General features: G+C 61.9%; 25 protein-coding genes and 1 tRNA gene. 11 read left to right on the top strand and 15 right to left on the bottom strand.

The window, feature by feature from the left end; genetic code table 11:
• Positions 1-188: 188 nt before the first annotated feature.
• Positions 189-1,313 (top strand): RNA polymerase sigma factor RpoD, encoded by a 1,125-nt coding sequence (rpoD, locus tag OO015_RS01175; RefSeq protein WP_323053837.1) that lies wholly within the window; start codon positions 189-191, stop codon positions 1,311-1,313.
• A gap of 122 nt (positions 1,314-1,435) precedes the next feature.
• Here the strand turns inward: rpoD and fabF are convergent, their stop codons facing one another.
• The 3 genes from fabF to OO015_RS01190 form a co-directional block, all read right to left on the bottom strand.
• Positions 1,436-2,680: a beta-ketoacyl-ACP synthase II gene (gene fabF, locus OO015_RS01180; RefSeq protein ID WP_265938986.1), complete on the bottom strand. Its 1,245-nt coding sequence runs from the start codon at positions 2,678-2,680 to the stop codon at positions 1,436-1,438.
• Position 2,681: 1 nt separating this feature from the next.
• Positions 2,682-3,668: a 2-hydroxyacid dehydrogenase gene (locus tag OO015_RS01185; RefSeq protein ID WP_265938988.1), complete on the bottom strand. Its 987-nt coding sequence runs from the start codon at positions 3,666-3,668 to the stop codon at positions 2,682-2,684.
• A gap of 130 nt (positions 3,669-3,798) precedes the next feature.
• Positions 3,799-3,870 (bottom strand) — tRNA-Asn (locus OO015_RS01190).
• 216 nt (positions 3,871-4,086) lie between these two features.
• On the opposite strand from OO015_RS01190, the gene OO015_RS01195 reads away from it, so the two are divergent.
• Positions 4,087-5,079: an ornithine cyclodeaminase family protein gene (locus tag OO015_RS01195; protein WP_265938990.1), complete on the top strand. Its 993-nt coding sequence runs from the start codon at positions 4,087-4,089 to the stop codon at positions 5,077-5,079.
• A 56-nt stretch (positions 5,080-5,135) separates the two neighbouring features.
• Here OO015_RS01195 and OO015_RS01200 read toward each other — a convergent pair whose 3' ends face one another.
• Both OO015_RS01200 and OO015_RS01205 read right to left on the bottom strand, forming a co-directional pair.
• Complete coding sequence (locus OO015_RS01200) at positions 5,136-6,851, bottom strand: complex I 51 kDa subunit family protein (RefSeq protein WP_265938992.1); 1,716 nt, start codon at positions 6,849-6,851, stop codon at positions 5,136-5,138.
• On the bottom strand, positions 6,835-7,380 hold the full coding sequence (locus tag OO015_RS01205; protein WP_265938994.1) for an NAD(P)H-dependent oxidoreductase subunit E: 546 nt from the start codon (positions 7,378-7,380) through the stop codon (positions 6,835-6,837). The genes OO015_RS01200 and OO015_RS01205 overlap by 17 nt, the downstream gene beginning before the upstream one ends.
• A gap of 92 nt (positions 7,381-7,472) precedes the next feature.
• Here OO015_RS01205 and OO015_RS01210 point away from each other — a divergent pair, with 92 nt between their 5' ends.
• Entirely contained in the window at positions 7,473-7,919 is a 447-nt protein-coding gene (locus OO015_RS01210; protein WP_265938996.1) for a DUF1992 domain-containing protein, read from the top strand.
• A gap of 11 nt (positions 7,920-7,930) precedes the next feature.
• Here OO015_RS01210 and OO015_RS01215 read toward each other — a convergent pair whose 3' ends face one another.
• The 3 genes from OO015_RS01215 to lepB form a co-directional block, all read right to left on the bottom strand.
• Positions 7,931-8,269, bottom strand: a complete 339-nt coding sequence (locus OO015_RS01215; RefSeq protein ID WP_265938998.1) for a hypothetical protein — start codon at positions 8,267-8,269, stop codon at positions 7,931-7,933.
• A 7-nt stretch (positions 8,270-8,276) separates the two neighbouring features.
• Entirely contained in the window at positions 8,277-8,822 is a 546-nt protein-coding gene (locus tag OO015_RS01220; RefSeq protein ID WP_265939000.1) for a bifunctional nuclease family protein, read from the bottom strand.
• Positions 8,823-8,930: 108 nt separating this feature from the next.
• Complete coding sequence (gene lepB / locus OO015_RS01225; RefSeq protein ID WP_265939002.1) at positions 8,931-9,599, bottom strand: signal peptidase I; 669 nt, start codon at positions 9,597-9,599, stop codon at positions 8,931-8,933.
• 88 nt (positions 9,600-9,687) lie between these two features.
• On the opposite strand from lepB, the gene OO015_RS01230 reads away from it, so the two are divergent.
• Together OO015_RS01230 and OO015_RS01235 are read left to right on the top strand one after the other, a co-directional pair.
• Positions 9,688-11,559, top strand: a complete 1,872-nt coding sequence (locus OO015_RS01230; RefSeq protein ID WP_265939004.1) for a PQQ-binding-like beta-propeller repeat protein — start codon at positions 9,688-9,690, stop codon at positions 11,557-11,559.
• On the top strand, positions 11,556-11,819 hold the full coding sequence (locus OO015_RS01235; protein WP_265939006.1) for a hypothetical protein: 264 nt from the start codon (positions 11,556-11,558) through the stop codon (positions 11,817-11,819). Before OO015_RS01230 ends, OO015_RS01235 begins: the two co-directional genes overlap by 4 nt.
• Here OO015_RS01235 and tatA read toward each other — a convergent pair whose 3' ends face one another.
• From tatA to OO015_RS01270, 7 genes are all read right to left on the bottom strand, one after another.
• Complete coding sequence (gene tatA / locus OO015_RS01240; protein ID WP_265939008.1) at positions 11,820-12,002, bottom strand: twin-arginine translocase TatA/TatE family subunit; 183 nt, start codon at positions 12,000-12,002, stop codon at positions 11,820-11,822.
• A gap of 60 nt (positions 12,003-12,062) precedes the next feature.
• Positions 12,063-13,727 carry a peptide ABC transporter substrate-binding protein gene (locus OO015_RS01245; protein WP_265939010.1) on the bottom strand — a complete coding sequence of 555 codons (1,665 nt, stop codon included), beginning with the start codon at positions 13,725-13,727 and terminating at the stop codon, positions 12,063-12,065.
• A 92-nt stretch (positions 13,728-13,819) separates the two neighbouring features.
• Positions 13,820-14,041, bottom strand: a complete 222-nt coding sequence (gene secG / locus OO015_RS01250) for a preprotein translocase subunit SecG (RefSeq protein ID WP_265939012.1) — start codon at positions 14,039-14,041, stop codon at positions 13,820-13,822.
• A 6-nt stretch (positions 14,042-14,047) separates the two neighbouring features.
• Positions 14,048-14,839, bottom strand: coding sequence for a triose-phosphate isomerase (gene tpiA, locus OO015_RS01255; RefSeq protein ID WP_265939014.1), 792 nt, complete (start codon positions 14,837-14,839; stop codon positions 14,048-14,050).
• Complete coding sequence (locus OO015_RS01260) at positions 14,836-16,029, bottom strand: phosphoglycerate kinase (RefSeq protein ID WP_265939016.1); 1,194 nt, start codon at positions 16,027-16,029, stop codon at positions 14,836-14,838. Before OO015_RS01260 ends, tpiA begins: the two co-directional genes overlap by 4 nt.
• 42 nt (positions 16,030-16,071) lie before the next feature.
• Positions 16,072-17,094: a type I glyceraldehyde-3-phosphate dehydrogenase gene (gene gap / locus OO015_RS01265; RefSeq protein ID WP_265939018.1), complete on the bottom strand. Its 1,023-nt coding sequence runs from the start codon at positions 17,092-17,094 to the stop codon at positions 16,072-16,074.
• A 69-nt stretch (positions 17,095-17,163) separates the two neighbouring features.
• Positions 17,164-18,522 (bottom strand): gluconeogenesis factor YvcK family protein, encoded by a 1,359-nt coding sequence (locus tag OO015_RS01270; protein ID WP_265939020.1) that lies wholly within the window; start codon positions 18,520-18,522, stop codon positions 17,164-17,166.
• A gap of 326 nt (positions 18,523-18,848) precedes the next feature.
• On the opposite strand from OO015_RS01270, the gene nusA reads away from it, so the two are divergent.
• The 6 genes from nusA to truB are packed head-to-tail and all read left to right on the top strand — an operon-like array spanning position 18,849 to position 24,762.
• Positions 18,849-20,168 (top strand): transcription termination factor NusA, encoded by a 1,320-nt coding sequence (nusA, locus tag OO015_RS01275; protein WP_265939023.1) that lies wholly within the window; start codon positions 18,849-18,851, stop codon positions 20,166-20,168.
• 26 nt (positions 20,169-20,194) lie between these two features.
• Positions 20,195-20,554: an RNase P modulator RnpM gene (rnpM, locus tag OO015_RS01280; protein ID WP_265939025.1), complete on the top strand. Its 360-nt coding sequence runs from the start codon at positions 20,195-20,197 to the stop codon at positions 20,552-20,554.
• Positions 20,551-22,407, top strand: a complete 1,857-nt coding sequence (gene infB, locus OO015_RS01285) for a translation initiation factor IF-2 (protein ID WP_265939027.1) — start codon at positions 20,551-20,553, stop codon at positions 22,405-22,407. The genes rnpM and infB overlap by 4 nt, the downstream gene beginning before the upstream one ends.
• A 46-nt stretch (positions 22,408-22,453) precedes the next feature.
• A complete protein-coding gene (rbfA, locus tag OO015_RS01290) occupies positions 22,454-22,843 on the top strand; it encodes a 30S ribosome-binding factor RbfA (protein WP_265939029.1) in 390 nt (129 codons plus the stop codon).
• Positions 22,827-23,861: a DHH family phosphoesterase gene (locus tag OO015_RS01295; RefSeq protein ID WP_265939031.1), complete on the top strand. Its 1,035-nt coding sequence runs from the start codon at positions 22,827-22,829 to the stop codon at positions 23,859-23,861. Before rbfA ends, OO015_RS01295 begins: the two co-directional genes overlap by 17 nt.
• Positions 23,862-23,868: 7 nt before the next feature.
• Positions 23,869-24,762 (top strand): tRNA pseudouridine(55) synthase TruB, encoded by an 894-nt coding sequence (gene truB, locus OO015_RS01300; protein WP_265939033.1) that lies wholly within the window; start codon positions 23,869-23,871, stop codon positions 24,760-24,762.
• Positions 24,763-24,776: the final 14 nt, after the last annotated feature.

Raw genomic sequence — 24,776 nt, forward strand, 5'->3', positions numbered from 1 at the left:
ATGATAACAAAATCGCTGTATACTCTTGAGTGGAGTGCACGTTGGATCGCCGGTTCCAAGCCACGGAAAGGATCGCGGGTGCAAGGCGAACGTGACTCGCCGGGACCGCTCGCCCGGAACGGTATTCTTTTTCGGTTTGTCCGGAAGGCGTTGTGGTTTCGCACCGACCGGTGAGTGGGGGTCTGGCTATGGATTCGATGGATCTGCACGCGCTCGACGGTGCTACTGAAAGTTTCTTGTCGAGCGATCAGGCGTATCCCTCTTTGCCGGAACTCGAGGACACGGCTCACTTCGACGAACTCGAACCGTTCGACGACGAACTCGACCTCTCCGAACGACGCCCCTCGTTGCTCAGTCGCCGACTCCGCGAGTCACACCATCGAACGGAACTCGACGACGGCTTGAGTGTCAGCGACACGGTCCGTCTCTATCTCCACGAAATCGGCGAGACAGCGCTCTTGACTCCACAGGAAGAAGTCTGGCTCGCCCAGCGGATCGAGCGGGGAAAGGTTGCCCAATCGAGGCTCGAACGTGGCGATTATGCCTCTGAAGAAGAACGTCTGGCACTCCTCGCCGACAAGGAGGACGGAGAGCGTGCCCGCGCTCATCTCATTCAAGCGAATCTTCGGCTCGTCGTCAGTGTCGCCAAAAAATATGTTGGCCGCGGTCTTTCGTTTCTCGACCTCATTCAAGAAGGAAACATCGGCTTGATGAAGGCGACCGAGAAGTTCGACTACAAACGCGGATATAAATTCTCGACGTATGCGACGTGGTGGATCCGGCAAGCGATCACCCGCGCGATTGCCGACCAATCGCGCACGATCCGCCTGCCGGTTCACGTCGGCGAGACGATCAACCGCATCAAGAAGATGGCACACCGCCTCCAGCAGATCCTCGAACGAGAACCGACTCAGCTCGAGATCGCCCGCGCACTCGACATGCCGGAGGAAAAGATCCGACACATTCTCGAAGCAGCCCGACTACCGGTTTCGCTCGAGACACCGATCAGTCCTGACGGTGACGCATACCTCGGGGACTTCATCGAAGATGACACGCAGCCGGCACCACTCGACATCGCTGCACAGCAGTTACTGCGACAACAGATCGAGGAAGCATTGAGCCGCCTCACCGAGCGCGAGCGCAGAATCATCGTGCTCCGCTATGGCCTCGAGGACGGCCAGTTCCGCACGTTGGAGGAGGTTGGCCGCGAGTTCGGTATTACCCGCGAACGCATTCGTCAGATCGAGGCGAAAGCGTTGCGGAAGCTCCGCCATCCGAGTTGCAGTCGGCTGTTGCGTGGGTACCTCGACTGAGCTGCCAACTCGCAAGATGGACGTCCGACCGGTACCCGAGTCCACGACCGCCGATGGGCTGTGGCGCCGGTGAAACGGCTGACTCGGTACCCGGTGGAGTTGGATGCCGTGCGCAGCTGTGACTATGATGCTGAGTAGCGTCCGAGGATCAACACCGCATTGTGCCCACCGAATCCGAACGCATTCGTCATGACATACCGCAGGCGACCCACCCGAGGCTCGTTCGCCACATAGTCCAAGTCGCATTCCGGATCCGGCTCGCGCAGGTGCCAGGTCGGCGGAATGACTTGATGCTGCAACGCGAGAACACAGATCACCGCCTCCAACGCGCCCGCTGCACCGAGCAGGTGCCCCGTCAACGCCTTCGTCGAACTCACTGGTGGAACGTTGTTCCGACCGCCGAAGAGGCGCTTCAATGCAGCAGTCTCAGCGATATCGTTCAGCGGCGTACTGGTTCCATGCGCATTCACGTAGTCGATATCGTCGGTCTGGAGCTCCGCATCGGCGAGGGCCTGGCACATGGCAGCGAGTGCACCTGTTCCATCGCTGCACGGCTGGACGATGTGGTACGCGTCGGCCGTGGTCCCATAACCGACTAGTTCCGCCAGAATCGGCGCACCGCGTCTACGCGCGACGTCCTCCGCCTCCAGGACGAGTACCGCCGCCCCTTCGGCGATGACGAAACCATCCCGCGTCCGATCGAAGGGGCGACTCGCTGTCTCCGCTTCGTCGTTCCTCCTCGATAACGCTTGCAGGGCTGCGAATCCCGCGACGACACCGCGGGTCAGTGGTGCCTCCGATCCACCAGCCACGACGATATCGGCTCGCCCTTCACGGATCATGCGCATCCCTTCACCGATCGCATTCGCTCCGCTCGCACACGCAGAAAGCGTCGCGAAATTCGGCCCGCGTGCACCTGTTTCGATCGCCACGTACCCACCCGCCATGTCAGCCAGAAACATCGGAATCATAAAAGGACTGACCTTTCCAGGACCACGACTTCGGAGTGCCTCGATACCCTGCTCAAACGTCTCCACCCCACCGAGCGCTGACCCGATCAGCACGCCAGTCCGCTCAGCCAGCTCCGTCGTTACCTCGAGTCTCGCTGACTGGAGTGCATCTTTGGCCGCAGCGACCGCGAACTGCACGAACCGATCGGTGCGCCGGGCCTCTTTCAGCGGCAAGTACTCGGTCGCATCGAACTCGCGCACCTCACCGGCAACGCGGCTCGGGAGGTCGTGAGCAGCGAACCGCTGGATCGTCCCCGTTCCCGAGCGACCCTCCATCAGCGCTCGCCAGACGGTTTCCGGATCGTTACCGATCGGCGAAACGATCCCGATGCCGGTTACGACGACCCTTCGCCTCACGTTACACAGTCCTCCCCCGAACAGCGTCCCAGTTGAGCGAGCGAGGTGGGCACTCACCGTGCAATGCACTGATCAGGTTCTGCGCGGCAAGTTCCGCCATACGCTGGCGCGTCACTTCACTCGCACTCGCAATGTGCGGTGTCACCACCACGTTCGGAAACTGGAGTAGCGGATGATCAGCGGGAAGCGGCTCCGGATCAGTCACATCCAAGCCGACCCCCCAGAGCCGCCCAACTCTGAGCGCATCCACAAGTGCCTCCGTGTCTACCACGGGTCCCCTCGCCGTGTTGATCAGAATCGCTGAGGGTTTGAACAGCGCCAGTTCCCGTGCGCCGATCAGATGGCGTGTTTCAGGCGTCAATGGAACATGCAGAGTCACGATATCGCTGCGTTGCAGGAGCTCGTCGGGTGGAACGAAAGTGGCATTGAGCTCACGTTCGCGTTCGGGAGCAACCGGGTTGCGATCAGTATACAGGACGCGCTGAGCGAAACCAGTCGCGCGTCGCGCCACCGCTTGCCCGATCCGACCGAACCCGATAATTCCCAGCGTGGCGCTATGGACATCCTTACCGAGAAAGCCCAGTGGCTCCCACGTGCGCCACGCACCACGCCGCACATTGTCGACGGCCTCGCACACCCGCCGAGCCACCGCGAAGATCAATGCCCAGGTAAAGTCCGCCGTCGTCTCCGTCAAAACATCAGGGGTGATGCACACCACAACGCCGCGAGCGGTACAGGCATCGACATCGATGTTGTCGTATCCGACGGCCATATTGCTGACCACCTTGACGGTCGGTAGAGCATCGAGCAGAGACCCGTCTATCCGTTCGGTCAGTAAGGTCAACAATCCGTCCGCTCCTCGCGCGAAAGCGATGAGTTCTTCCCGTGTCGGCGGGAGCTCGCCCGGCCAAACAGCGACATCGAAACCAGCGTCCCGGAGCAGCTCGATACCCCGTGAAGGAATCCTTCTCGTTACGACGACCCGCACTCTCGCACCTCGTAGATCTCTTGTCACCTAGCCTCATCCCGAACCGGATTCTACCGGGAAACACACGCGACAGTCATCGCGAGATAGCGTCGAAAACAAACTCGCCACCGGTTGTCCGGTGGCGTTTCCGCTCCCCGAGCAGGATTCGAACCTGCAACCTTGCGGTTAACAGCCGCCTGCTCTACCGTTGAGCTATCGGGGACCGTTCTTCGCTTGTCGCACAGGGAGTGTGCCACACAGTGCCCGTCATCGTCAAGGGGTTCGCTCCACCCGACAGGGAACTCGTCGGTGACCCACCATGTTCTCTTCGTTCAGGTCCTGGCATCGTGAGTGGAGAACGATTTCCCTCCGCCACCGCAGCCGAACCGTGTTACACTGCGCCTGGCAAAGACCGGTTCACGCGGAAAGGACGACCACGATGCTCGTCTTGACGCGACGCGACGTGTACGAACTCGTGCCCATGCGCGATGCTATCGACCTCGTCAAACAAGCGTTTTGTGACCTTTCCCGCGGCACTGCGCGAGCACCCCTCCGTACACCGATCGAGATACCCGATGCACACGGTACGACGCTCTTCATGCCGGCCTACGTGCCATCACTCCACAGTCTGGGGCTGAAAGTGGTCTCGGTCTTTCCGGACAATCCCGCCCGCTTCAGCAAACCGACCATCCACGCTGCCGTTTTGACCGTCTCCCCCGAAACGGGTGAACCGAGTGCGCTACTCGACGGCACCTACCTCACCGCGCTCCGCACCGGTGCTGCCTCCGGTGCAGCGACTGATCTTCTCGCCCGCCCAGATGCCCGTACCTTGCTGGTGATCGGCGCCGGAGCCCAGGGACCGACACAAGCCTGGGCGGTTCTCTGCGTTCGCCCGATCGAGACGATCTACGTGTTCGATCGGAATCCGCAGGCAAGCCAGTCCTTCGCCGACCGTTTGCGCGAGCTGGTTCCGGACCTGCAGGCTCGAGTCGAAGTGGTCAATGAACTCGATACTGTCATCCCGCTCGCGGACATCATCTGCACTGCGACGACCGCTCGCTCCCCGCTCTTCTCCGACGCACTCCTGCGTCCCGGCGTGCACATCAATGCGATCGGTGCCTTTACACCAGAGATGCAGGAAATTCCGCCGGAAACCGTCGCCCGCGCCTACGTGGTCGTCGATTCGGTTCCCGCCGCCCTGGCTGAGGCCGGTGATCTCATCAAGCCACTCCAGGCCGGTATCATCCGCGAGGAACACCTCCGAACAGAACTCGGCGAGATCGTGGATGGGATCAAGCCGGCACGGACGTCCTCGGAGCAAATTACGCTCTTCAAGTCGGTTGGGAATGCGGTGCAAGATCTCGCGGTCGCTGCTGAAGCCGTCCGCCGGGCTCTCGCGCTCGGTCGCGGTCAACAGGTGTCACTCCTTTAACACACCATTGCTCGAGGGCCGGTGCTCTGCTTCCGCACCGGCCCTCCTCGCTTCGCTCAGCGCACTGCTACAGCTGATTCGAGCGGGCAGACACCTGCCCGGCATCGCCGCTCGGTGATGTGTTCAACGAACTCGTCACGGAAACGCTCCAGCATGCCAAGCAGCGGCATCGGCGCCACCTGACCGAGTCCACACAGGGAAAGCTCGATGATGTGCTTACTCGCATACTGGATGATTTCCAAGTCCTCCGGGCGGCCGAAACCATAGCGAATACGATCGAGAATTTCCACGAGAGCCGGCGTGCCGAGCCGACAGGGCGTGCACTTGCCGCAGGACTCGTAACGGCTGAAAGCGACGAGGTACCGAGCGAAGTCGACTGCGCACACGGAATCGTCGAAGACGACGAACCCGCCAGAGCCGAGCATTCCTCCCAACGAGGTCAACGAGTCGAAATCGACCGGTACGTCGAGCTCCTCCTCGCGCAAGGGACCTGCCGACACACCTCCGGTCTGTATGCCCTTGAAACGATAGCCTGGCCGCATCCCCCCGAAGACATCGAAAATCAGTTGCCGCATTGGCAAGCCCATCTCGATCTCGGCGACCCCGAGATACCGGACGGGCCCTTGCATCGTGATCAGCTTCGTACCGGTACTCTCCTTTGTTCCGAGGCTGGCGTACCAGGCGCCGCCATTGCGAATGATGGCGGGGACGGACGCGAACGTCTCGGTGTTGTTGAGCACGGTCGGTCGGCGCCACAGCCCTTCCTCGACCGATCGCGGGGGCTTCGTCCGCGGCTGCCCGCGCTGCCCCATGATCGCGTACATCAGAGCAGATCCTTCGCCGCAAATGTACGCCCCACCACCGGTTCGAACACGCACGTGGCAGGAAAATCCGCTTCCGAGGATATTGTCACCCAGTAAACCAAACTCGTACGCCTGCTCGACGGCCCGTTGGAAACGCCGCAAGGCGAGCGCATGCTCACCCCCGATAAAGTTGTAGCCATAGGGCGTCTCGAGTGCATAGCAGCCGATGAGCAGCCCTTCGAGCACGAGATGCGGATTCGTTTCCAAAAGTCGGCGGTCCTTGAAGACGTTCGGTTCTCCCTCGTGACTATTGACGACGACATACTTCGGTCGGGCTGGCGTTCGCCGGCCACTCTCCCACTTGATGCCGGCTGGGAACCCGGCACCACCGCGACCACGAAGGTTCGACGCCTTGACTTCCTCCACAACCTCTTCTGGCGTCATCTCGAAGAGGGCCTTGACGAACGCGCCGTAGCCACCGACCGCGATGTAGTCTTCGATCGATTCCGGATCGATCACGCCGGCGTGTTCCAATAAGATGCGATGTTGGTGGCGCAGAAACGGATGCTCGCCGAGCGGTGGAATTCCACGCCAGGGCTCAACGGAGCGCACGCCGAGCGCCCAATCCGCATGGAGATCGCCACGGCGCAAGCCATCGATCAATTCCGGGACACGCTCGGTGGTGACCCATCCGTAGACGATCGGTGGACTATCGGGCATCTTCACTTCGACGAATGGTTCAGCAAAGCACCACCCGGCGCAACCCACCCGCCTCAGCACAGCTCGGATATGTCCTGCGGCGAGCACCAGCTCAAGATGCCGGTAGGTCTCCAACGCCCCCTTCGCGATACTGCACTCGCTGATGCCAACCGAGATCACCCACTGGTCACCGCTCCAGAGCCTTTCCCACCTCGACCGCGCAGCTGTCACATAGCTCTCGAACGCTCGCCGGTCAGTGAGAACCCCCATGGCTCCCCTCCACTCCGTCATTCCTGCGCAAGCGCTCGATGAGCGCGCGCAGTTCCTCGGCAGTGAGATGACCCACGTATGTCTGGTGGTCGAGCTGGCCAACCGGTGCCAAATCGCAGACACCTAAACAACCGTTGAAGACGTTGACACTCAGGATCCCATCAGCAAGGTCGCCCTTCTCGTCCATGCCGTATTCGTCACGCAACACCTCGATCAAGCGTTGCGCACCCGCGACATAGCACGCCGCCCCATAACAGAGCCAAAGGTAATGTCGTCCAGGGGGCTGGGTCCGAAAATCGGCGTAAAAGGTCAGAAGGCCATAGACCCGGTTGATCGTCACACCGAGATGCTCGGCGATGAGATGCGCGGCTTGCGGTGGCACCCACCCATAGAGGTGTTGTGCTTCTTGGCACGCACCGACGATCAGCTCCTGGGCCTCTTGATGATCCTGTGGTCGGTACCGCTCCTCCAAAATCCGCTGCAGCGGATCGAGATCGATCGGTCGACGCGGCACAACCGGTAGCTCCATACGCTGTCCTCCCAGAGTCACGCCCCAACGGCCAGTATACCGTCCTCGGCCTACCAGCACGGACGCTATACTCTCCCCAGTGAGGTGCACGGATGTTTTGGCTCGACCGGCTCGTCGAAGAACGAATCCGCGACGCCCAGGAACGTGGAGCGTTCCGCAATCTCTCCGGAGAGGGTCGGCCACTTCCTCCCGATGACGAACTCTCCAATGAGGCTTGGGCTGCTCACCGCCTACTCAAGAAACACGGTTTGCTTCCTGACTGGCTTCAACTCCGCAAAGAGATCTACGAGGAGCGACAGATCGTTCGACGGGCTTGGGAAGAATACTGGCAGGCAGTCCAGTCAGGGGATCTGGACGATCCGAATCACCGGGCGATTCTCCGCCGCCTCGCCTGGCGGTATCGGGAATTAGCGCGAGCACTCAACAGGAAGATCGATCAGCACAATGTGCGTTGTCCATCCATGGCACACGAACTCGTCCGGTTTCCGGAGGATATGATCGAACGGGAGTGGAAACGGCGGGGGATGACTCCACCGTAAGCGACGGGATCTCACTCGTCCCAGCCGCGCGAGCCACCACTGCGATACCCGAACAGTCTTTGGAAATCCCCATCGAAGTGTTCGAGGAACTCGCGCATCTCCTCGACATCTCGCTGGGTGACTGGCTCGGGTGTCGCCGGTTCCGGAGAGCCCACGAGCTGATCCTCATCGATGACGGCAGCAATCAGGCTGGACGTTCCACAAAACTGGCAGGTCAACCGGAACGCCCACGTCGAGCGCGAGCGACCCAGAGCCTGCAAATCCTCGGCCGAAAAGCGCTGCCCGCAGACTGCGCAGCGCTCGACCATATTCAAGACGATCGCACGAACTTTTTCCCAGCGCGAATCCATCAGGATCCTACTTCTTGTCCAAGTCGTCAAGATCGAGCGATTCGATCACTTCCCGGAAGACCGAAAGATCGGCTTCGGAGATGCGCTCCTCCGATTCGACCCGCTCGATCTCCGGTGGCTCTACTTCGCCTTCTCCTTCGGACTCTTCCTCTGCCTCCAGGCGAACACCCGCACGCTCCATCACCGATTCGTCAACATAGATCGGCACCTTCGCGCGCACAGCCAGTGCGATAGCATCGCTCGGTCGGCTGTCGATCTCGATCGTACGCCCGTTCATCGTGAGAACGATGCGGGCATAGAAGATCTCCTGCGATAGATCGGTTACCGCGACCTCGCGAATCTCCGCACCCAGCTCATCGATGATGGTGCGCAGGAGATCGTACGGCAGCGGGCGCGCCGGCGTCATGCCCTGGAGTGCCATCGCGATCGCCTCGGCCTCGAACGGGCCGATCCAAATCGGCAGGTGCCGGTCCCCGTGCACTTCCTTGAGGAGAACCACCCGATGTTGCGTGACCAGGCTTACTCGGATGCTATCAACGACCGTCTCGATCATACCCTGCACCTTCCTCCGGCACGCTCAGATTTTCGTACAGGGCGTCCTCCGGCTTCACCGCCCGTTTGTCCTCTCTGCGTCAACTCCGATTCTACACCCCGGCCCAGCTCACTCCAAGGCGTACGCGGGAGTACTCAAAATCTTCGCCTCGTCGGGCGGCCAATACGTCAGCCATGCTTTCCCGATGATCGACGAAATCGGAATCGCCCCAAACACGCGCGAGTCGCTCGAATTATTGCGATTATCTCCCATCACGAACACATGACCCGGTTCGACGACATACTCGTGATCGAGCGTCATGCCGCGCCAGACCGTCGGCTCGGAGAGGTACGGCTCGATGAGACGCTTGCCATTGATATAGACGAACCCATTGCGAATCTCCACGTGTTCTCCAGGCAGGGCAATGATCCGTTTCACGTACGGCTCGCTCCCTCCGTTCGGGGGACGGAACACGATGATGTCCCCACGCTGGGGTTGCCCGAACGGATACCACCTCCAACTTGGGTCAAGCGTCAAACCGGGAATCCAGGAAAGCCACCGACCCAGCGGTACACTCGCGTAGGCACGTCGATTCACGATGAGCATCTCACCATTGTGGAGCGTGGGCTCCATGCTCGACCCATCGACGCGATAGTTGAGGATGACTCCGCGGATCGCGACAAACAGGATGAGTGCGATCAGGAACGTTTCAGCAATATCCCACGCCAGTGATCGCCGACGTACCGCTCGCTTTTCTGCGCCTGCCAACTGTTCCGATTCGCCAGCGAGATGTGGCATCTTCTGCCATCCTACCACTCCACAGCGGTCGTCCGGCCGCCGATTATATCCCGTAGAACGATGCGACCGTACTGCGACGGTTCGAGCGATGGAATTCACCCCAAACACGATAGTGGCCGGTCGTTATCGAATTCTCTGTCGCCTCGGTCACGGCGGCATGAGCACCGTCTATCTCGCGCGAGACGAGCACTTCCCGCATGTCGAGCGGCGGTGTGCAGTGAAGGTCATGCGCGCGAGCGACGATCCGACGCTCGCAGAACTCCAAAAGGCCGCCTTCGAACGCGAGGCGAGTCTTCTCGCTTCGTTGCGCCATCCGGCAATCCCGGAGGTCTATGACTTCTTCATCGAGGACGGTCGCTGTTGTCTCGTACTCGAATACATCGAAGGCGAAGATCTCGAACGCTATCTCGAGCGTGCGGGGAAACCGCTTCCGGAATCAGTACTCGTCGATTGGGCGCTCCAAGTGCTCGATGTTCTCCAGTTCCTGCATACGCAACGACCACATCCGATCGTGTTCCGCGACTTGAAACCTTCCAATATCATGCTCCGTCAAGACGGATCCATCGTGTTGATCGACTTCGGCATCGCTCGCCTCTTCCAGCCCCAAGCCCGCGGAACAACCATCGGCACCGAGGGGTACGCTCCACCGGAACAGTATCGTGGCATCGCGGATCCTCGCGGCGACTTGTATGCGCTGGGCGCTACCCTCTACCACCTGGCAACCGGTATCGACCCACGGCAGCAACCTCCGTTCTCGCTCACGCAACGCCCTCCCCGAAGCATGAACCCGCATCTCTCGGAGGGATTCGAGCGCATCGTGCTCCGCGCACTCGCCTACGATCCGGCGGATCGTTTTCCGACTGCTGCAGCGATGGCACAAGCACTCCGAGCCTTGCGGATCGATTCCCGTCCTTCTCCGGAAGCCGCCCCCACAGTCGTAATCGCCCCGAGGACGATACCAGCCGCCAACGAGCGAATCCGCATCCTCTGGACCGTGCGGACCGGCGACGAGATCAGGGGTTCCCCACTGTGCACGGACGATCTCGTCATCTTCGGTTCCTACGACGGGTGCTTCTACGCAGTCGATCGCGTGCAAGGCCTGGTCCGCTGGCGAAGCGCGACCGGACGAGGTATCGCGACGACGCCGATCCGCTATCACGATACCGTCATCGGCGGTTCGGACGATGGCGCTGTGTACAGCCTCGAGACAACCGACGGATCGGTCCGTTGGCGTTACCGCACAGCCGGTCCGATCCGTTCTTCTCCCGCCTCCGTCGGCAATGTCATCGTATTCGGGAGCGACGACGGTTTCCTCTACGCCCTCGACGCAGCGACCGGTGCCGCGCTCTGGCGTCGCCAGGCCCGCGGACCCGTGCGTGCAGCACCGCATCCTGCCGGTGAGGTCATCGTTTCAGCGGCTGACGATGCCCAGTTGACCGTGCGGACTATCAGGGATGGTCAACCCGTCTGGCGACAGCAACTGGACGCACCGATCTGGGCGCGCCCCGTCGTTTTCGCAGGCACGGTCATCGTCGCGACGATCGGGGGAACCGTCACCTGCTTCGCTCTGTCCGACGGTTCGACCCGATGGCGGCAGACGTTACCGGACGCTTTCGTGGCGTCACCTGTTGTCGTCGGGAACGTGGTTCTGTTCACCGGCAATGCCGGCACGGTGATCGCTTGTCACCCCGATTCCGGTGCGGTCCTGTGGCAGGTTAGCCTCCGTCAGCGGATCGCCAGTACCCCGGTCCCGCACGGGGCGACGGTGCTCGTGGCGACCGGTGGTGGAGAACTCGTGTGGTTGACGCTGACCGGTGAGATCGTCGAGCGAGAGAGCCTCGGCATCGGGATCGTCAGTACGCCAGTCATGATGGACGACATCCTGTACCTGGGAGCGCTCGACGGGCGCTTCTACGCCCTCGTCATCGAATGGCAACTCCCGAAAGGAGACGGCCAGTGATCCGCGTCATCGTCCACGTGCTGAACGACGACCCGTTCATTGCCGAGTTGGAGACGCTCCCCGATCCGCGCGACCACTACCTGAAGCTCAAGCATCCACGGCGACGGGACGGCAAGCGACTACCGACGCTGACCGACAGCGTGACGACGATCCTCTTCCCCTGGCAGCGCATCACGTTCATCGAGCTCTTGGACGAGCCGGAACCACAACCGGAAGGGCTCCTCACGATTTTCCGCGACGAACCCGAGAGAACGCCGTAATCAGGCTGGCTTGTCCCTGGTATCGGGAACCGGTTCCTTGGTCGCCGCACGGAACTCCCTGATCGTCCGTCCCAGCGCCCCACCGAGCTCAGGGAGCCGGCTCGCACCGAAGACGATCAAAACAATAAGCAGGACGATCAGGAGCTCTTGCCAGCCGAGCGAGGGTACGAGCAACGGAACCATCTCAACCTCCGAGAGGACGAACGTTTCGACGAGTATACCTGCCAACGGGAGACTTCGCACCTACTCCTGGATCCGATACCAGCGTGGCAACTGGTGAATGTGATCTTCCGGCTTGATGAGTGGACTCGCATCGACACCACCGATCCGATCGCTTACCACGAAGCTATACCGTGGATAGTAGAGCACCACCGCAGGAACGTACTCCGCGAACAAGCGCTGGAACTCCACGTACAAGGAACGACGCTCGGCCTGATCGGTTGACCGCCTCGCCTCCTCTAAGAGGACATCGACCGTCCGGTTCCGGAATCCCGTCACATTCGTCCCGATGTCCGCTTGCGAGGAGTGCCAGAGCTCGAAGCTATCAGGGTCACCGGTACTCGACATCCAGCCGAAGAGGGCCGCGGTATACTCCCGATTGAGCAGTTGTCGTTGCAATGTCTGCGCTGGAACCGGCTGCACGCTGACCGCGATCCCGACCTCGCCTAACTGTCGGGCAACGGCCTCCGCCACAGCCACGCGTAGCGGGTCATCGACATTCACCAGCAGCGTGAAGCGAAAATTGAGTCCACCTTGCTCGAGGATGCCGTCCCCGTTTCGGTCTTCCCACCCAGCATCGTGCAAGAGCTGTCGCGCCATCCCCGGATCGTATCGATACTCCTGTTCTTGGAAAGCCCAGGAAGTTGGCGGGATCGGACCGTTTCCTGGCTCGCCTTCCCCCCCGAGAACATCACGGACCAGTGCCACGCGGTCGATCGCCGCTGCGATCGCCTGACGTACCCGTACATCTGCGAAGAGCTGCGCCTGATTGTTCAGAAATAGCGCCGTGTATCCCGCCAATAAGGGTGCGTACACTCTTGCGCGATCCCCCACGAGCCGCGGATCCCGAACGGCGGGCCACGGTACGAGGTCCAGCGCGTCGATTTCACCGTGACGAAATGCAGCCAGTGCCTCCTCGGAATTTTCGTAAAGCTGGACGACGACTCGATCGAACATCGGCACCGGTCGGTCGAAGTGCGGCGACCGGACGAGCTCGATCGATCCCTTCTCGAGATCGATCGTGTCGACCATGAACGGACCAGTTCCGATCGGCCGGGTGGAGAAAGCGTTTTTCGACAGATCCGCAGCCAAGGTTCCCGCCAGTACGTGCTCCGGAAGGATCGGCAACGTTAGATGGGTCAGGAACGGTGCATAGGGCTCGATCAGACGAAAGCGCACGGTATAGGCGTCGACCACTTCTACCTCGACGCTGCGCCAGAACATCGCCAAAGACGCATCCCCAGGAAAACTGGGGTCTTGGATCAGGCGGACCGTGAACAGGACGTCACGAGCAGTGAACGGCTGGCCATCATGCCAGAGTACGTCACGCCGTAACTGGACCGTATAGGTATAACCATCGTCGCTGACCTGCCACTGCTCGGCCAGTTCGGGTTGTGGGAGACCGCTCCCATCGACCCACACCAACCCCTCGAACAGCAGCTGGTCAACCGTAGCCTCAGCCGTCGTTTGGGCGAGAAGCGGGTTGAGCGTCTCGACCCGCCCGACGATGCCGGCTCGAAAGGTGCCACCAGTGATCACAGCAGCAGACACAGTTGGCGACTGGTCCCCTGTCGCAGGCGCAGCAACAGTCGGGGTCACCGCACTCGCCTCCATTTCGGTCCCGGGTGTACTGAAGTGGACGAGGGCGAACAGCCCGCTCCCTGCAACAACGATCAACGACGTAATCAACCAGACCAGCCACCACGGCGAAAGAGGGCGCTGCCGGGTTCCGCGGGTGCTCACTGCCTTCGAGGACTGCCCGAAGCGGCGCACGTTTGCCTCTAGAGGAGCCACTGACCGAGGATAGACAGGATGACGAAGATCGCAGCGACACCGATCGTCAGCTGAAACAGTGTCCGTTCAAGCCCACGGCGTGTCCGGTATATCGCTGAGGTATCGCCACCGAAGGCCCCGCTGAAACCGGAAGCCTTGGCCTGGAGAAGGATCACCACCATAAGCAAGATCGAGAGCAGAATCATCGCGATATAGAAGGCAGTTTCCATGCTTCGCTACGCTCCCTTCTTCGCCCGAGCAACTACCCGTGCCGCTCCGACGATGCCACAGAACTGCGCGGCGTCCAAGCTCGCACCCCCGACTAGTGCCCCGTCGATATCTGGCTCGGAGAAGAATGTACCAGCATTGTCAGCCGTGACGCTGCCTCCGTAGAGCACACGCAGTGCACGACCGGCTCGTTCACCGTATCGCTCGGTCAGCCACCCGCGGATGAACCGCGCGACCTCTTGTGCATCGGCGGCAGTAGCCGGTCGTCCGGTACCGATCGCCCACACCGGTTCGTAAGCCACGACGAGTCGCCCGGCCTGCGACCGATCGATCGAGGCGGCGGCAGTCGCAAGCTGCCGCTCGACGACGGCCAGAGTCTGGCCAGCTTCCCGCTCCTCCAGACGCTCGCCAACGCAGAGAATGGGTGTCATGCCGTGCGCGAACACGCGCGCCAACTTGGCCGCGACGATCTCATCGGTTTCGCCGAAGAGATGCCGTCGCTCGCTATGCCCCACGATTACGTAGCGGCAGAACGGCGCAAGCATGAAGGCGGCAACTTCACCGGTATAGGCCCCGCGCTCGTACACGCTGCAGTTCTGCGCCCCGACGGACAGCATGCTACCCCGAACCAGCTCCGCGAGTGTCACGATCCACGGAAAAGGCGGAATGAGAACCACTTCGACATCTGATGCGTCGGAACAGGACGTAGCGACTTCCCTAGCCAGGTGCACAGCTTCTTCGTACGCCGTATGCATCTTCCAATTACCAGCGACGAGAGCGCGCCTCAGGTGGCTCGTCACGGCACCTCCTCCATTAAGACAGCGACACCTGGCAATTCACGACCCTCGAGATACTCCAGCGTTGCCCCACCGCCCGTCGAAAGATGCGCAACCCGGTCGGCTAGCCCGAGTTCGCGAAGAGCCGCGACGGAATCCCCACCGCCGACGAGGGTGAAGCCAGCGCACTGGGCGACTGCTTCCGCAACACCGCGGGTTCCTGCCCGAAACTCGGGCACCTCGTAGACTCCCATCGGGCCATTCCAAACGAGCATCTTCGCAGTCGCGATCACTTCGGCGAATCGACGAACCGTTTCTGGGCCGATGTCGAAAACAGCGTGATCGGCTGGTACCTCGCCGACTCGAACCACCTGGCGCGCATCTGGTCGATCGATCGACGGTGCGATGACAACGTCGACCGGGAGCTCGATGCGAACGCCACGTTGTTCCGCGACTGCCACTACGCGCCGTGCTTCGTCGACCTTGTCCCCTTCGACGAGCGAACGGCCGAGTTCATAGCCACGCGCCTTCAGAAACGTGTTGGCCATTCCGCCGCCCAGTAATAGAGCATCGACCCGCGGCAACAAGTTCTCGATCACACCAATCTTGTCCGAGACCTTCGCACCACCGAGTACCAGAACGAACGGGCGCTCGCTGCTGTGGAGCACACGATCGAGTGCAGTGACTTCTCGCTCCATCAGGAGACCCGCAGCACTCGGCAAAAGCTGCGCGACACCGACCACCGATGCGTGCGCTCGATGAGCTGCACCGAAGGCGTCGTTCACGTAACACTCAGCCAAATTCGCGAGTTCGCGGGCGAACACCGGGTCGTTCGCTTCTTCACGCGGATCGAAGCGAAGGTTCTCGAGAAGCCCCACCTCACCGGGTTGCAGTCGGTGCGCCATTTCCTGTGCTTCCGGGCCGACGATGTCACGCACGTAGTGAACAGACCTTCCCAAGAGCGTGCTCAGCGTGCGTGCAACTGGTGCCAAACGGAGGTCTTCGCGCACCTGGCCTTTCGGCCGACCGAGGTGCGAACAGAGAATGATGCGAGCACGTCGCTCGATCAGCCACTCGATCGTTCCCAGCGTTTCACGGATTCGGGTATCGTCGACCACATGCCCATGCTCGAGGGGCACGTTGTAATCCACCCGCACCAGAACCCGACGCTCACCGACGTCGAGATCCCGCACTGTTCTCAGCCGCTTGCCCATCGTCCTTGCCCTGCCTCTCGTTCGAGGCCGCTCAGCCGTGTGTTAGTCCTCCTGCAGGCAGCCGATCATCATGTAATACGCGAGGTCAGCAACCCGGCAGGAGTACCCCCACTCGTTGTCGTACCAAGCCACCACCTTCGCCAGCGTACCGTCCAACACCATCGTGCTCAAACCATCGACGATAGCCGATCGAGAGTCACCACGGAAATCGCTTGACACCAAAGGCTCGTCCGTGTAACCGAGGATACCGTTCAATTCGTCTTCCGCCGCCTCGCGGAAGGCTTTATTGATTTCGTCCGCCGTGGTAGCTCGCGAGAGTTCGACGACGAAGTCGATGACGGACACCGTTGGAACCGGAACGCGCATCGCGAACCCATCGAACTTCCCCTTGAGTTCGGGGAGAACGAGCGCCACCGCCCGGGCTGCGCCGGTCGTCGTGGGCACGATATTCGTCGCCGCCGCGCGGGCTCGCCGGAGGTCGCGGTGCGGAGCATCCAGCAATTGCTGGTCGTTCGTGTAGGCATGCACGGTGGTCATGAGGCCGCGCACGATGCCGAACCGCTCGTGCAAGACCTTCGCCACCGGTGCGAGACAGTTCGTCGTACAGGACGCGTTCGAAACGATATGGTGTCGAGCGGGGTCATACTGGTCCTCATTGACCCCGAGCACGATCGTGATGTCCTCACCCTTGGCTGGTGCGGTAATGATCACCTTCTTCGCGCCGGCCACCAGGTGTGCCCGCGCCTTCGCAGCGTCGGTGAACAAACCGGTCGACTCGATCACCAGCTCGACTTCCACATCGCGCCAAGGGATCTTGCCCGGCTCCCGCTCCGCGAAAACGCGAATTTCCCGCCCATCGATCGTGATCGAGTTTTCCGATGCCTCCACCTCACCGTCCCACGGGCCGTACGTGGAATCCCATTGGAATAGGTGTGCCAGCGTGGCTGGCGTCGTGAGGTCATTGACCGCGACGACCTCGAGTTCGTCGTCGTAGCCTTCCAAGATCGCCTTCAGCACCTGTCGACCGATACGACCGAATCCGTTGATACCGACACGCACCGCCACAGCTGTATCCTCCTTCGCCACAGCCCATCGCCACCACAACGCTCACTCTCTTGGACCGGCAGCGAGCAGCTACCGCATGACGCCCCTCGTCAGCGCTGCCTGCTCAAGGAGTACCCGCTGTACACCGACAGCATCGCTGCGTTTGCGTGCTCGCGCGATTTCGAGGAGCGCCTGTGCGAGCTTCGCGGGGTCATGACGCCATGGTTGTTCAGGATTGACGAGATCACGCAGGAACACCTCGACGCGATCGCCGATCCGCTCCAGCCCATCCAATGCGACTCCGTAGACACCGATCGCTTCCAGCGCTCGCGTCGGCTCCAGGTTCTCGTTCGCGAGAACGCAATCCACGAGGTCATCACCGGCATGGCACTCGATCGCCTCCAGATGCTCGACGACACCGAAGCCGTCCGTCTCCCCGCGCTGCGTCGTGACATTGCACACGTAGACCTTCAGCGCAGGAGACATCCGGATCGCCCGCGCGACACCGTCCACGAGAAGATTGGGTATGACCGAGGTGAAGAGACTACCCGGGCCGAGCACGATCACATCAGCCGAAAGGATCGCGAGCAGTGCGGGCTCGTACGCCTCGGGATGCTCCGGATCGAGAAAGATTCGCCGGATACGACCGCGCTCCTGTGCGATCAGCGACTCGCCACGGACGACCCGACCGTCCTCGAACTCCGCGCACACCGTGATGTTTTCGAGCGTCGACGGCATGACACGACCACGGACAGCAAGGACACGCGAGGATTCCGCCACCGCCCCCTCGAAACTGCCGGTGATCTGCGTCATGGCGACGATGAAGAGATTGCCGAAACTATGCCCATCCAGGGCCGAACCGACTGACGGAAACCGGTATTGGAAAAGCTCACTCATCAATGGCTCCGCGTCAGCCAGGGCGACCAGACAGTTGCGGATATCGCCTGGCGGCGGAATGTTGAAATCCTGGCGGAGCCGTCCCGAACTGCCACCATCGTCCCCCATCGTCACGATCGCCGTGATCGCGACATTGTGTGTCTTGAGACCACGCAGGAGGGTGGACAATCCCGTTCCCCCACCGATGGCGACGATATGAAGTTCCGGTGGCTCCGGGCCGAAGCGGTGTGCCTGCAGAATCTCGGTCAGACCACGCCGGTCGGCACGTTGGTCGAGGAACGGTGCGAGAAGCGAGCGCGAGAGCTGCCAGAAACCGACGATGGTCAGCACGCTTCCGACCGAGATCATCAACGCTTCACGATACGGGTGGGGAATGAACTGGAGCGTCACAGCCTGGACGAAGCCTGAGACTTCCTGGGGAAAGGCGTAATTCCGATAAATCCAGGCGAGGCCCATGGCGAGCCCGAGACTGGTCGTCACCACTCCGAGCGCCAACAACAGGATCCAGCGCTTGACGAACATTCCCGGGCGCAACCAAGTCCGGAGCTTCATGCGTCCCCCGTTTCACGGCCCGCAGCCCGGCCTCAGTATAACAGCCGCGCAGGACAGACGCCGGCTAGACGCGTACGGACGGCCTAGCGTCGTCCACACTGCAGGAGCGTACCCGTGCAGGGTACCCCGTCACCGCTAACTATTCGATCGCGCCGTGCTCCCGACCGCCGTGCTTAGCCGGTCTTGCACGCACCTGCCTGATGTGGTATATTGTGAACAGTAAACGAAGCGCCCCGGAAAAGTGGGCACAGCCCACTTTAATTTTTGCTCTGGCTGGTCGCCCACCAGCCGGCTACCGAGGCGCAGACGAAGGGGGGCGATCGACAATGAAGAGCGATCTTTACACTGCCATTGCACAGATCGCTGCTGAGCGTGGTATTCCGCGCGAGGCAGTCATGGAGTCGGTCCAGCAGGCACTGCGGACGGTTTACAAGAAGGCCACCGGCTCTGACGAGGACGTCGAGATCGACATCGACGTGAACACCGGTAAGATCCGGATCTTCGCACCGAAGCGCGTCGTGGAGACCGTCCAGGATCCGCTTCGGGAAATCTCGGTCGAGGAGGCGCGCACGATCGATCCGCGCGCCATCGTCGGTGACGTCGTGCGGATCGAGCGACACCCGACGAACTTCGGGCGCATCGCAGCCCAGACCGCCAAGCAGGTGATCCTGCAGCGGATCCGCGACTTCGAGCGCGAGACGATCTACAACGAGTTCATCGACCGGGTCGGTGAGGTGTTGACCGGTACCGTCCAGCGGGTCGATCCGCGCGCGGTGATCCTCAGTTTCGGCAAGGCTGAGGCGATTCTCCCTGCGCGCGAACAGATCCCAGGCGAGCGGTACCGCCCTGGTCAGCGGCTGAAGGTCTACTTGGTCGAGGTCACGAAGGATGCGAAGGGACCGCAGCTGCTGGTCTCTCGGACGCACCCGAACCTGATTAAGCGCCTGCTCGAACTCGAGGTTCCGGAGGTGGCGAGCGGTGCAGTCGAGGTCATGGCGATCGCGCGAGAACCGGGTCAGCGCTCGAAGGTCGCCGTCGCCGCTCGCCAGGACAAGGTCGATCCGGTCGGTGCCTGCGTCGGCGTTCGCGGTGTGCGGATCCAGAGTATCGTGACCGAACTCTCGGGTGAGAAGATCGACGTGATCGAGTGGTCGTCGGACATCCGCACGTTCATCGCCAACGCGCTGAGCCCGGCAAAGCCGATCACGGTCATCCTCAACGAGGATGAAAAGGTCGCTCGCGTTGTCGTACCGCCTGAGCAGATGTCGCAGGCGATCGGCAAGGACGGGCAGAACGCACGGCTCGCCTACAAGCTGACCGGCTGGCGGATCGACATCAAGGATCCAGCCTCGCTCGAGGGCGAGGAAGCCTTGCTGGTGCGGTCGGCGACGAGCTTGCCCGAGCTGCCGCCCGATCTCATGGCATTGGGCCGGCAGCCTCGGCTCGTCCGTGCCGACGGGACCTTCAGCATCCGCGAGCGAGAATTCGGTCCGCTGCCGAGCGACCTGATCATGAAGAGTGTCGATGTCGAAATCGTCAACGGTGTCGTGAACGTGTACTACGATCGCGAACTACGGGCCCGTTACGATTTCGAGACCGGCCGTGCGCTACCATTGACCGACGATGAAACGGCCGATGTCCGGTAAGACTTCGCCGGAAGGAGGTCGTGACGATGAGCGAGCGTCCCGACCGGACAAAGCGGCGTGGACCGCGCCTGAAGCATTTGCCCGTGCGCACGTGCGTTGCCTGTCGCGCGCGCGACCTCAAGCGTACGTTCGTTCGTATCGTGCGGACACCGGACGGGACGCTCGCCATCGATCCGACCGGCAAGCGGAGCGGTCGCGGCGCGTACCTCTGCCGGCGCTTCAGCTGCTGGGAGCGCGCAGCACTGTCCGATGTGTTGGAGCGCGCGCTCCGTGTTCCGGTTCCGCCGGAGTTTCGGGAAGAGCTCCTTCGCTGGGCTGATCTCCACATCCGCCGCGAAGAGCCGCCCGCTGACGAAACATCCCAGATCGAGGAGGATCAACGATGAGCACCAAGGCGAGGAAACATGCACACGATCGAACCGACCGTTCGCCTGCTGTAGCTAACCGAACAGCGACCGTGGTCGCACCACGGGGCCCGATCGAGATCGGGAGCGTGATCACCGTGGGGGAACTCGCTGATGCGATCGGCGTGAGTGCTGTCGAGCTCATCAAGGCACTCATGCGACGCCGGATCATGGCGAGCATCAATCAGCAGATCGACTTCGAAACCGCCGCAGCCGTCGCCGCAGACTTCGGCGTCGAACTCGTCGAGCACACCCCGGAAGCCGTCGCGCAGGAGAAGAGCCTGGCGGAAATCGTGCGTGCCAGCGCACGAGAACCGGGTGCGGTTCCGCGTCCCCCGGTGGTTACCATCATGGGGCATGTCGACCACGGTAAGACGAAGCTGCTCGACGCGATCCGTCACACCAATGTGGCGGAGGGCGAAGCTGGCGGCATCACCCAGCACATCGGCGCGTACCAGGTCGAGGTTCAGGGACGGAAGATCACCTTCCTCGATACTCCCGGGCATGAAGCCTTCACAGCCATGCGCGCCCGCGGCGCCCAGGTCACCGATATCGCGGTCCTCGTCGTGGCAGCGGACGACGGGGTTATGCCGCAGACCCGTGAGGCAGTCGCACATGCCCGGGCAGCGAACGTGCCGATCATCGTCGCGATCAACAAGATCGATTTGCCGACTGCCAATCCGGCTCGCGTCAAGCAGCAGCTGGCCGAAATCGGCGTGATTCCCGAAGAATATGGGGGTGATGTCCCGGTCGTGGAGGTCTCGGCGAAGCAGAAGCTCGGCATCGAGGATCTCCTCGAGATGATCCTGCTGGTCGCTGACCTGCACGAACTCAAGGCGAACCCGAACCGTCCCGCCATCGGTGTGATCATCGAGGCCAAGATCGACCAGAAGCGCGGACCGGTCGCGACCGTTCTCGTCCAGACCGGAACGCTGAAGGTGAACGACATCGTCGTCGCCGGAGCGACCTGGGGTCGTGTCCGTGCGATGTTCGACGACCGTGGGCGCAAGGTACGGCGAGCCGAACCCTCGATGCCGGTCGAGATTCTCGGCCTCGAGGAGGTGCCGGAAGCAGGCGATTACCTCCAGGTCGTCGCGGACGAGCGTACCGCCAAGGAAATCGCTGCCCAGCGTGCCGCCAAGCGGCGGGCCGAAGCATTCGCGGAAGCCCGCGTCGTTAAGCTCGACGAATTCCACAAGGGTGTCCAGTCGGGCGAGACACGCGAGTTGCGCTTGATTCTGAAGGCCGACGTCCAGGGAAGTCTCGAGGCGATCCAGAACGCGCTTGCCAAGCTCAACGACGAACTCGAAGGTGTCGGTATCAGCGTGCTGCACGCGGCGACCGGTGCGATCTCCGAGTCTGACGTCATGCTGGCGGCAACGACCGGCGCGATCGTCATCGGCTTCAATGTCCGTCCGGACGTGGCCGCCCGGCGCGCTGCCGAGTCGACCGGCGTCGATGTTCGCTACTACAACATCATCTACCAGCTTCTCGAAGATGTCCGTGCAGCTCTCACCGGCCTGCTGGCACCGGAGACGCGCGAGGTCATCGACGGCGTAGCCGAGGTGCGCGAAACGTTCCGACTGCCGAACCGTACGATTGCCGCAGGTCTTTACGTTGTAACGGGGAAGGCACTCCGCAATGCCCGTGTGCGGGTGATCCGCGACGGGAAGGTCATTTACGACGGAACAGTCGCCTCGCTTCGCCGTTTCAAGGAGGACGTCCGCGAGGTCGCCGCCGGTTACGAATGCGGCCTGACGATCGATGGATTCAACGATATCCGCGTCGGCGATCACATCGAGTTCTATCACCTCGAGCAAGTCCCGCGCGGGTAGGCCCGAGTCTACCCGCGCGGTGTGCCGCGCGGAAAGGAGGCCCACGGTGCCGAGTTATCGACAAGCCCGGCTCGCCGAGTTTCTCCGTGACGAAATCAGTACGATCATCCAGCGGGAACTGCGTGACCCGCGTGTCGGCTTCGTGAGCGTCACGCGCGTCGAGTTGAGCCCCGATCTCCGGCACGCCCGCGTCTACGTTTCGGTGTACGGCAGCCCCGAGGAGCAGGAGGAAGCGCTTCGGGCGCTCCAGGGAGCGGCTGGATTCATCCGGCGCCTCATCGCCCCACACCTCCATACGCGCCATATTCCGGAGCTGCACTTCAAGCTGGATCGCTCGCTCGAGCACGCTGAGCAAGTTGCTCGTCTGCTGTACCAGATTCAACGCGAACGGCAAGCCGGTTCGACTGGATCACACGGCGATGGTGATCAGACCTGACCGAAACGATTCCATCCTTGGGAGTCGTCAAGCTGCGTGGCAACTCGTCACTGCTGCACGGTCGCTGCTCATCACCACGCATGCCAACCCGGATGCTGACGCCGTCGCCTCGGTCCTGGCTCTTCGGCTCGCCGTCGTCGACTTCGTTCCCTGCGTCGCATGTTCGACTGGGGATTTTACCGCACCGCGAAATCTCGGTTTCTTGCCGGGCGCGAACACGTTACTCGATTCCCCTACCCAATTGCCGGACGAGGTCGAGACGATCGTGCTGCTTGACTGTGCAGACCCGACGCGTCTCGGTCCCCTCTATCACGCTCGGCAAGCATGGTTCGACGGATCCATCCCGCTCGTGAACGTCGACCACCATGTGACGAATAGCTTGTTCGGGCTCGTCAATCTCGTCGATGCCATGGCATCCTCGACGACCGAGGTCCTGGCTCGGTGGTTGCTCGATGTAGGTATCGACCTCACACCGGACATTGCAACCTGCCTCCTGACCGGGCTCTACGGCGATACCCTGAGTTTCCAAACATCCAGCACGACGCCGGTAGCGCATGAACTCGCGGCCCTGCTGCTCCGCAAAGGAGCCCGCCAGGAGGAGATCGTTACCAACCTCTTCCGTCGCAAACCAGTCTCGACCATTCTGCTCTGGGGCGCGGCGCTCAGTCGTATCCGCCTGGAGCCACCGGTCATTTGGACCGAAATTACCTCCATGATGCTTGAGATGACCGGTGCGACGGCCGCCGAAGGAGAAGGTATCGTCAACTTCCTGAGCGGGGCCGAAGGCACCGTGGTCGCGATCCTGTTTTACGAGCATCCGGAAGGCTGGCGCGTCTCTGTGCGTTCGGCCGATTCGCTGGTCGACGTCGCCGCCATCTGCCAACACTTCGGTGGTGGCGGTCATCCGCGTGCAGCCGGTTGCCGGCTTCCAGCGGGTGAATCGTCTCGACGAGCGTTCCTCGATTACGTCCGAGCCGCTGTCATCGAGCGAATGAGCAGTGAGCTACCGACCGGATAGTGGCCACATGCACGGAATCCTGCTGGTCGACAAACCACGAGGCTGGACTTCACACGACGTCGTTGCGTGGGTGCGGCGTCGCCTCCGAGTCCGCTCCGTCGGCCACGGTGGCACCCTCGATCCGGCAGCCGAAGGATTGCTTCTCGTGGTCGTGGGAGCGGCGACACGGCTGGCTCAGTATGCCATCGATGCGGACAAGAGCTACGTCGCCCATATCGTCCTCGGCGCTTCGACGACGACGGAGGACCTCGAAGGAGAGCTGCGAGAGCGACACCGGGTTCAGACTCCGCCTCCACGGGCAGTGATCGAGTCGACTTTGGAGCACTTTCTCGGCACGATCCAACAAGTTCCGCCCGCTTACTCGTCGATCAAGGTAGGCGGCATCGCTGCTCACCGTCAGGCCCGTCGTGGTGCGACGCTCGAATTACGAGCGCGCACCGTAACCGTTCGTCGCTTGGAACTCTTGACCTACGATTACCCCGACCTCGTTGTCGCCATCGACTGCGGGAAAGGATTCTACGTTCGGGCATTCGCGCGCGACCTGGGCGATCAGCTCGGTACCGGCGCCTATCTGCACGGACTCGTGCGGACGCGGATCGGCTCCTTCACGCTCGCCGAGGCTTGGAGCATCGAGGCCCTCCAGGAGGTCCTTGCTCCGGACACCTGGCCACTCGTTGCCTACCACCCTGACGCGCTGGTGAGCCAGTTACCGATCCTGCGGATTCCCGATCCGCAACTCACCGCATGGTATCATGGCGCTCCGGTGCGGTGCCGTGTCACCGCCTCTCATGGTTCGCTCGCGCGAGCCTACGCGCCGGACGGCACCTGGATCGGGCTCGCGCGGTACGACGCAGATCGCAGGTTTTGGCACCCCGAACTCGTCCACCGCGCGCGAGGCTGACGGAGGAGTTCGGA

This window comes from Thermomicrobium sp. 4228-Ro (assembly GCF_026241205.1).
GTDB lineage: Bacteria > Chloroflexota > Chloroflexia > Thermomicrobiales > Thermomicrobiaceae > Thermomicrobium.

Coding starts and splice junctions, on each gene's coding strand:
- rpoD (WP_323053837.1), top strand. CDS start 189: ATGGATTCGATGGATCTGCACGCGCTCGACGGTGCTACTGAAAGTTTC.
- OO015_RS01195 (WP_265938990.1), top strand. CDS start 4,087: ATGCTCGTCTTGACGCGACGCGACGTGTACGAACTCGTGCCCATGCGC.
- OO015_RS01200 (WP_265938992.1), bottom strand. CDS start 6,851: ATGGGGGTTCTCACTGACCGGCGAGCGTTCGAGAGCTATGTGACAGCT.
- OO015_RS01205 (WP_265938994.1), bottom strand. CDS start 7,380: ATGGAGCTACCGGTTGTGCCGCGTCGACCGATCGATCTCGATCCGCTG.
- OO015_RS01210 (WP_265938996.1), top strand. CDS start 7,473: ATGTTTTGGCTCGACCGGCTCGTCGAAGAACGAATCCGCGACGCCCAG.
- OO015_RS01215 (WP_265938998.1), bottom strand. CDS start 8,269: ATGGATTCGCGCTGGGAAAAAGTTCGTGCGATCGTCTTGAATATGGTC.
- OO015_RS01220 (WP_265939000.1), bottom strand. CDS start 8,822: ATGATCGAGACGGTCGTTGATAGCATCCGAGTAAGCCTGGTCACGCAA.
- lepB (WP_265939002.1), bottom strand. CDS start 9,599: ATGCCACATCTCGCTGGCGAATCGGAACAGTTGGCAGGCGCAGAAAAG.
- OO015_RS01230 (WP_265939004.1), top strand. CDS start 9,688: ATGGAATTCACCCCAAACACGATAGTGGCCGGTCGTTATCGAATTCTC.
- tatA (WP_265939008.1), bottom strand. CDS start 12,002: ATGGTTCCGTTGCTCGTACCCTCGCTCGGCTGGCAAGAGCTCCTGATC.
- secG (WP_265939012.1), bottom strand. CDS start 14,041: ATGGAAACTGCCTTCTATATCGCGATGATTCTGCTCTCGATCTTGCTT.
- OO015_RS01260 (WP_265939016.1), bottom strand. CDS start 16,029: ATGGGCAAGCGGCTGAGAACAGTGCGGGATCTCGACGTCGGTGAGCGT.
- OO015_RS01270 (WP_265939020.1), bottom strand. CDS start 18,522: ATGAAGCTCCGGACTTGGTTGCGCCCGGGAATGTTCGTCAAGCGCTGG.
- nusA (WP_265939023.1), top strand. CDS start 18,849: ATGAAGAGCGATCTTTACACTGCCATTGCACAGATCGCTGCTGAGCGT.
- rnpM (WP_265939025.1), top strand. CDS start 20,195: ATGAGCGAGCGTCCCGACCGGACAAAGCGGCGTGGACCGCGCCTGAAG.
- infB (WP_265939027.1), top strand. CDS start 20,551: ATGAGCACCAAGGCGAGGAAACATGCACACGATCGAACCGACCGTTCG.
- OO015_RS01295 (WP_265939031.1), top strand. CDS start 22,827: ATGGTGATCAGACCTGACCGAAACGATTCCATCCTTGGGAGTCGTCAA.
- truB (WP_265939033.1), top strand. CDS start 23,869: ATGCACGGAATCCTGCTGGTCGACAAACCACGAGGCTGGACTTCACAC.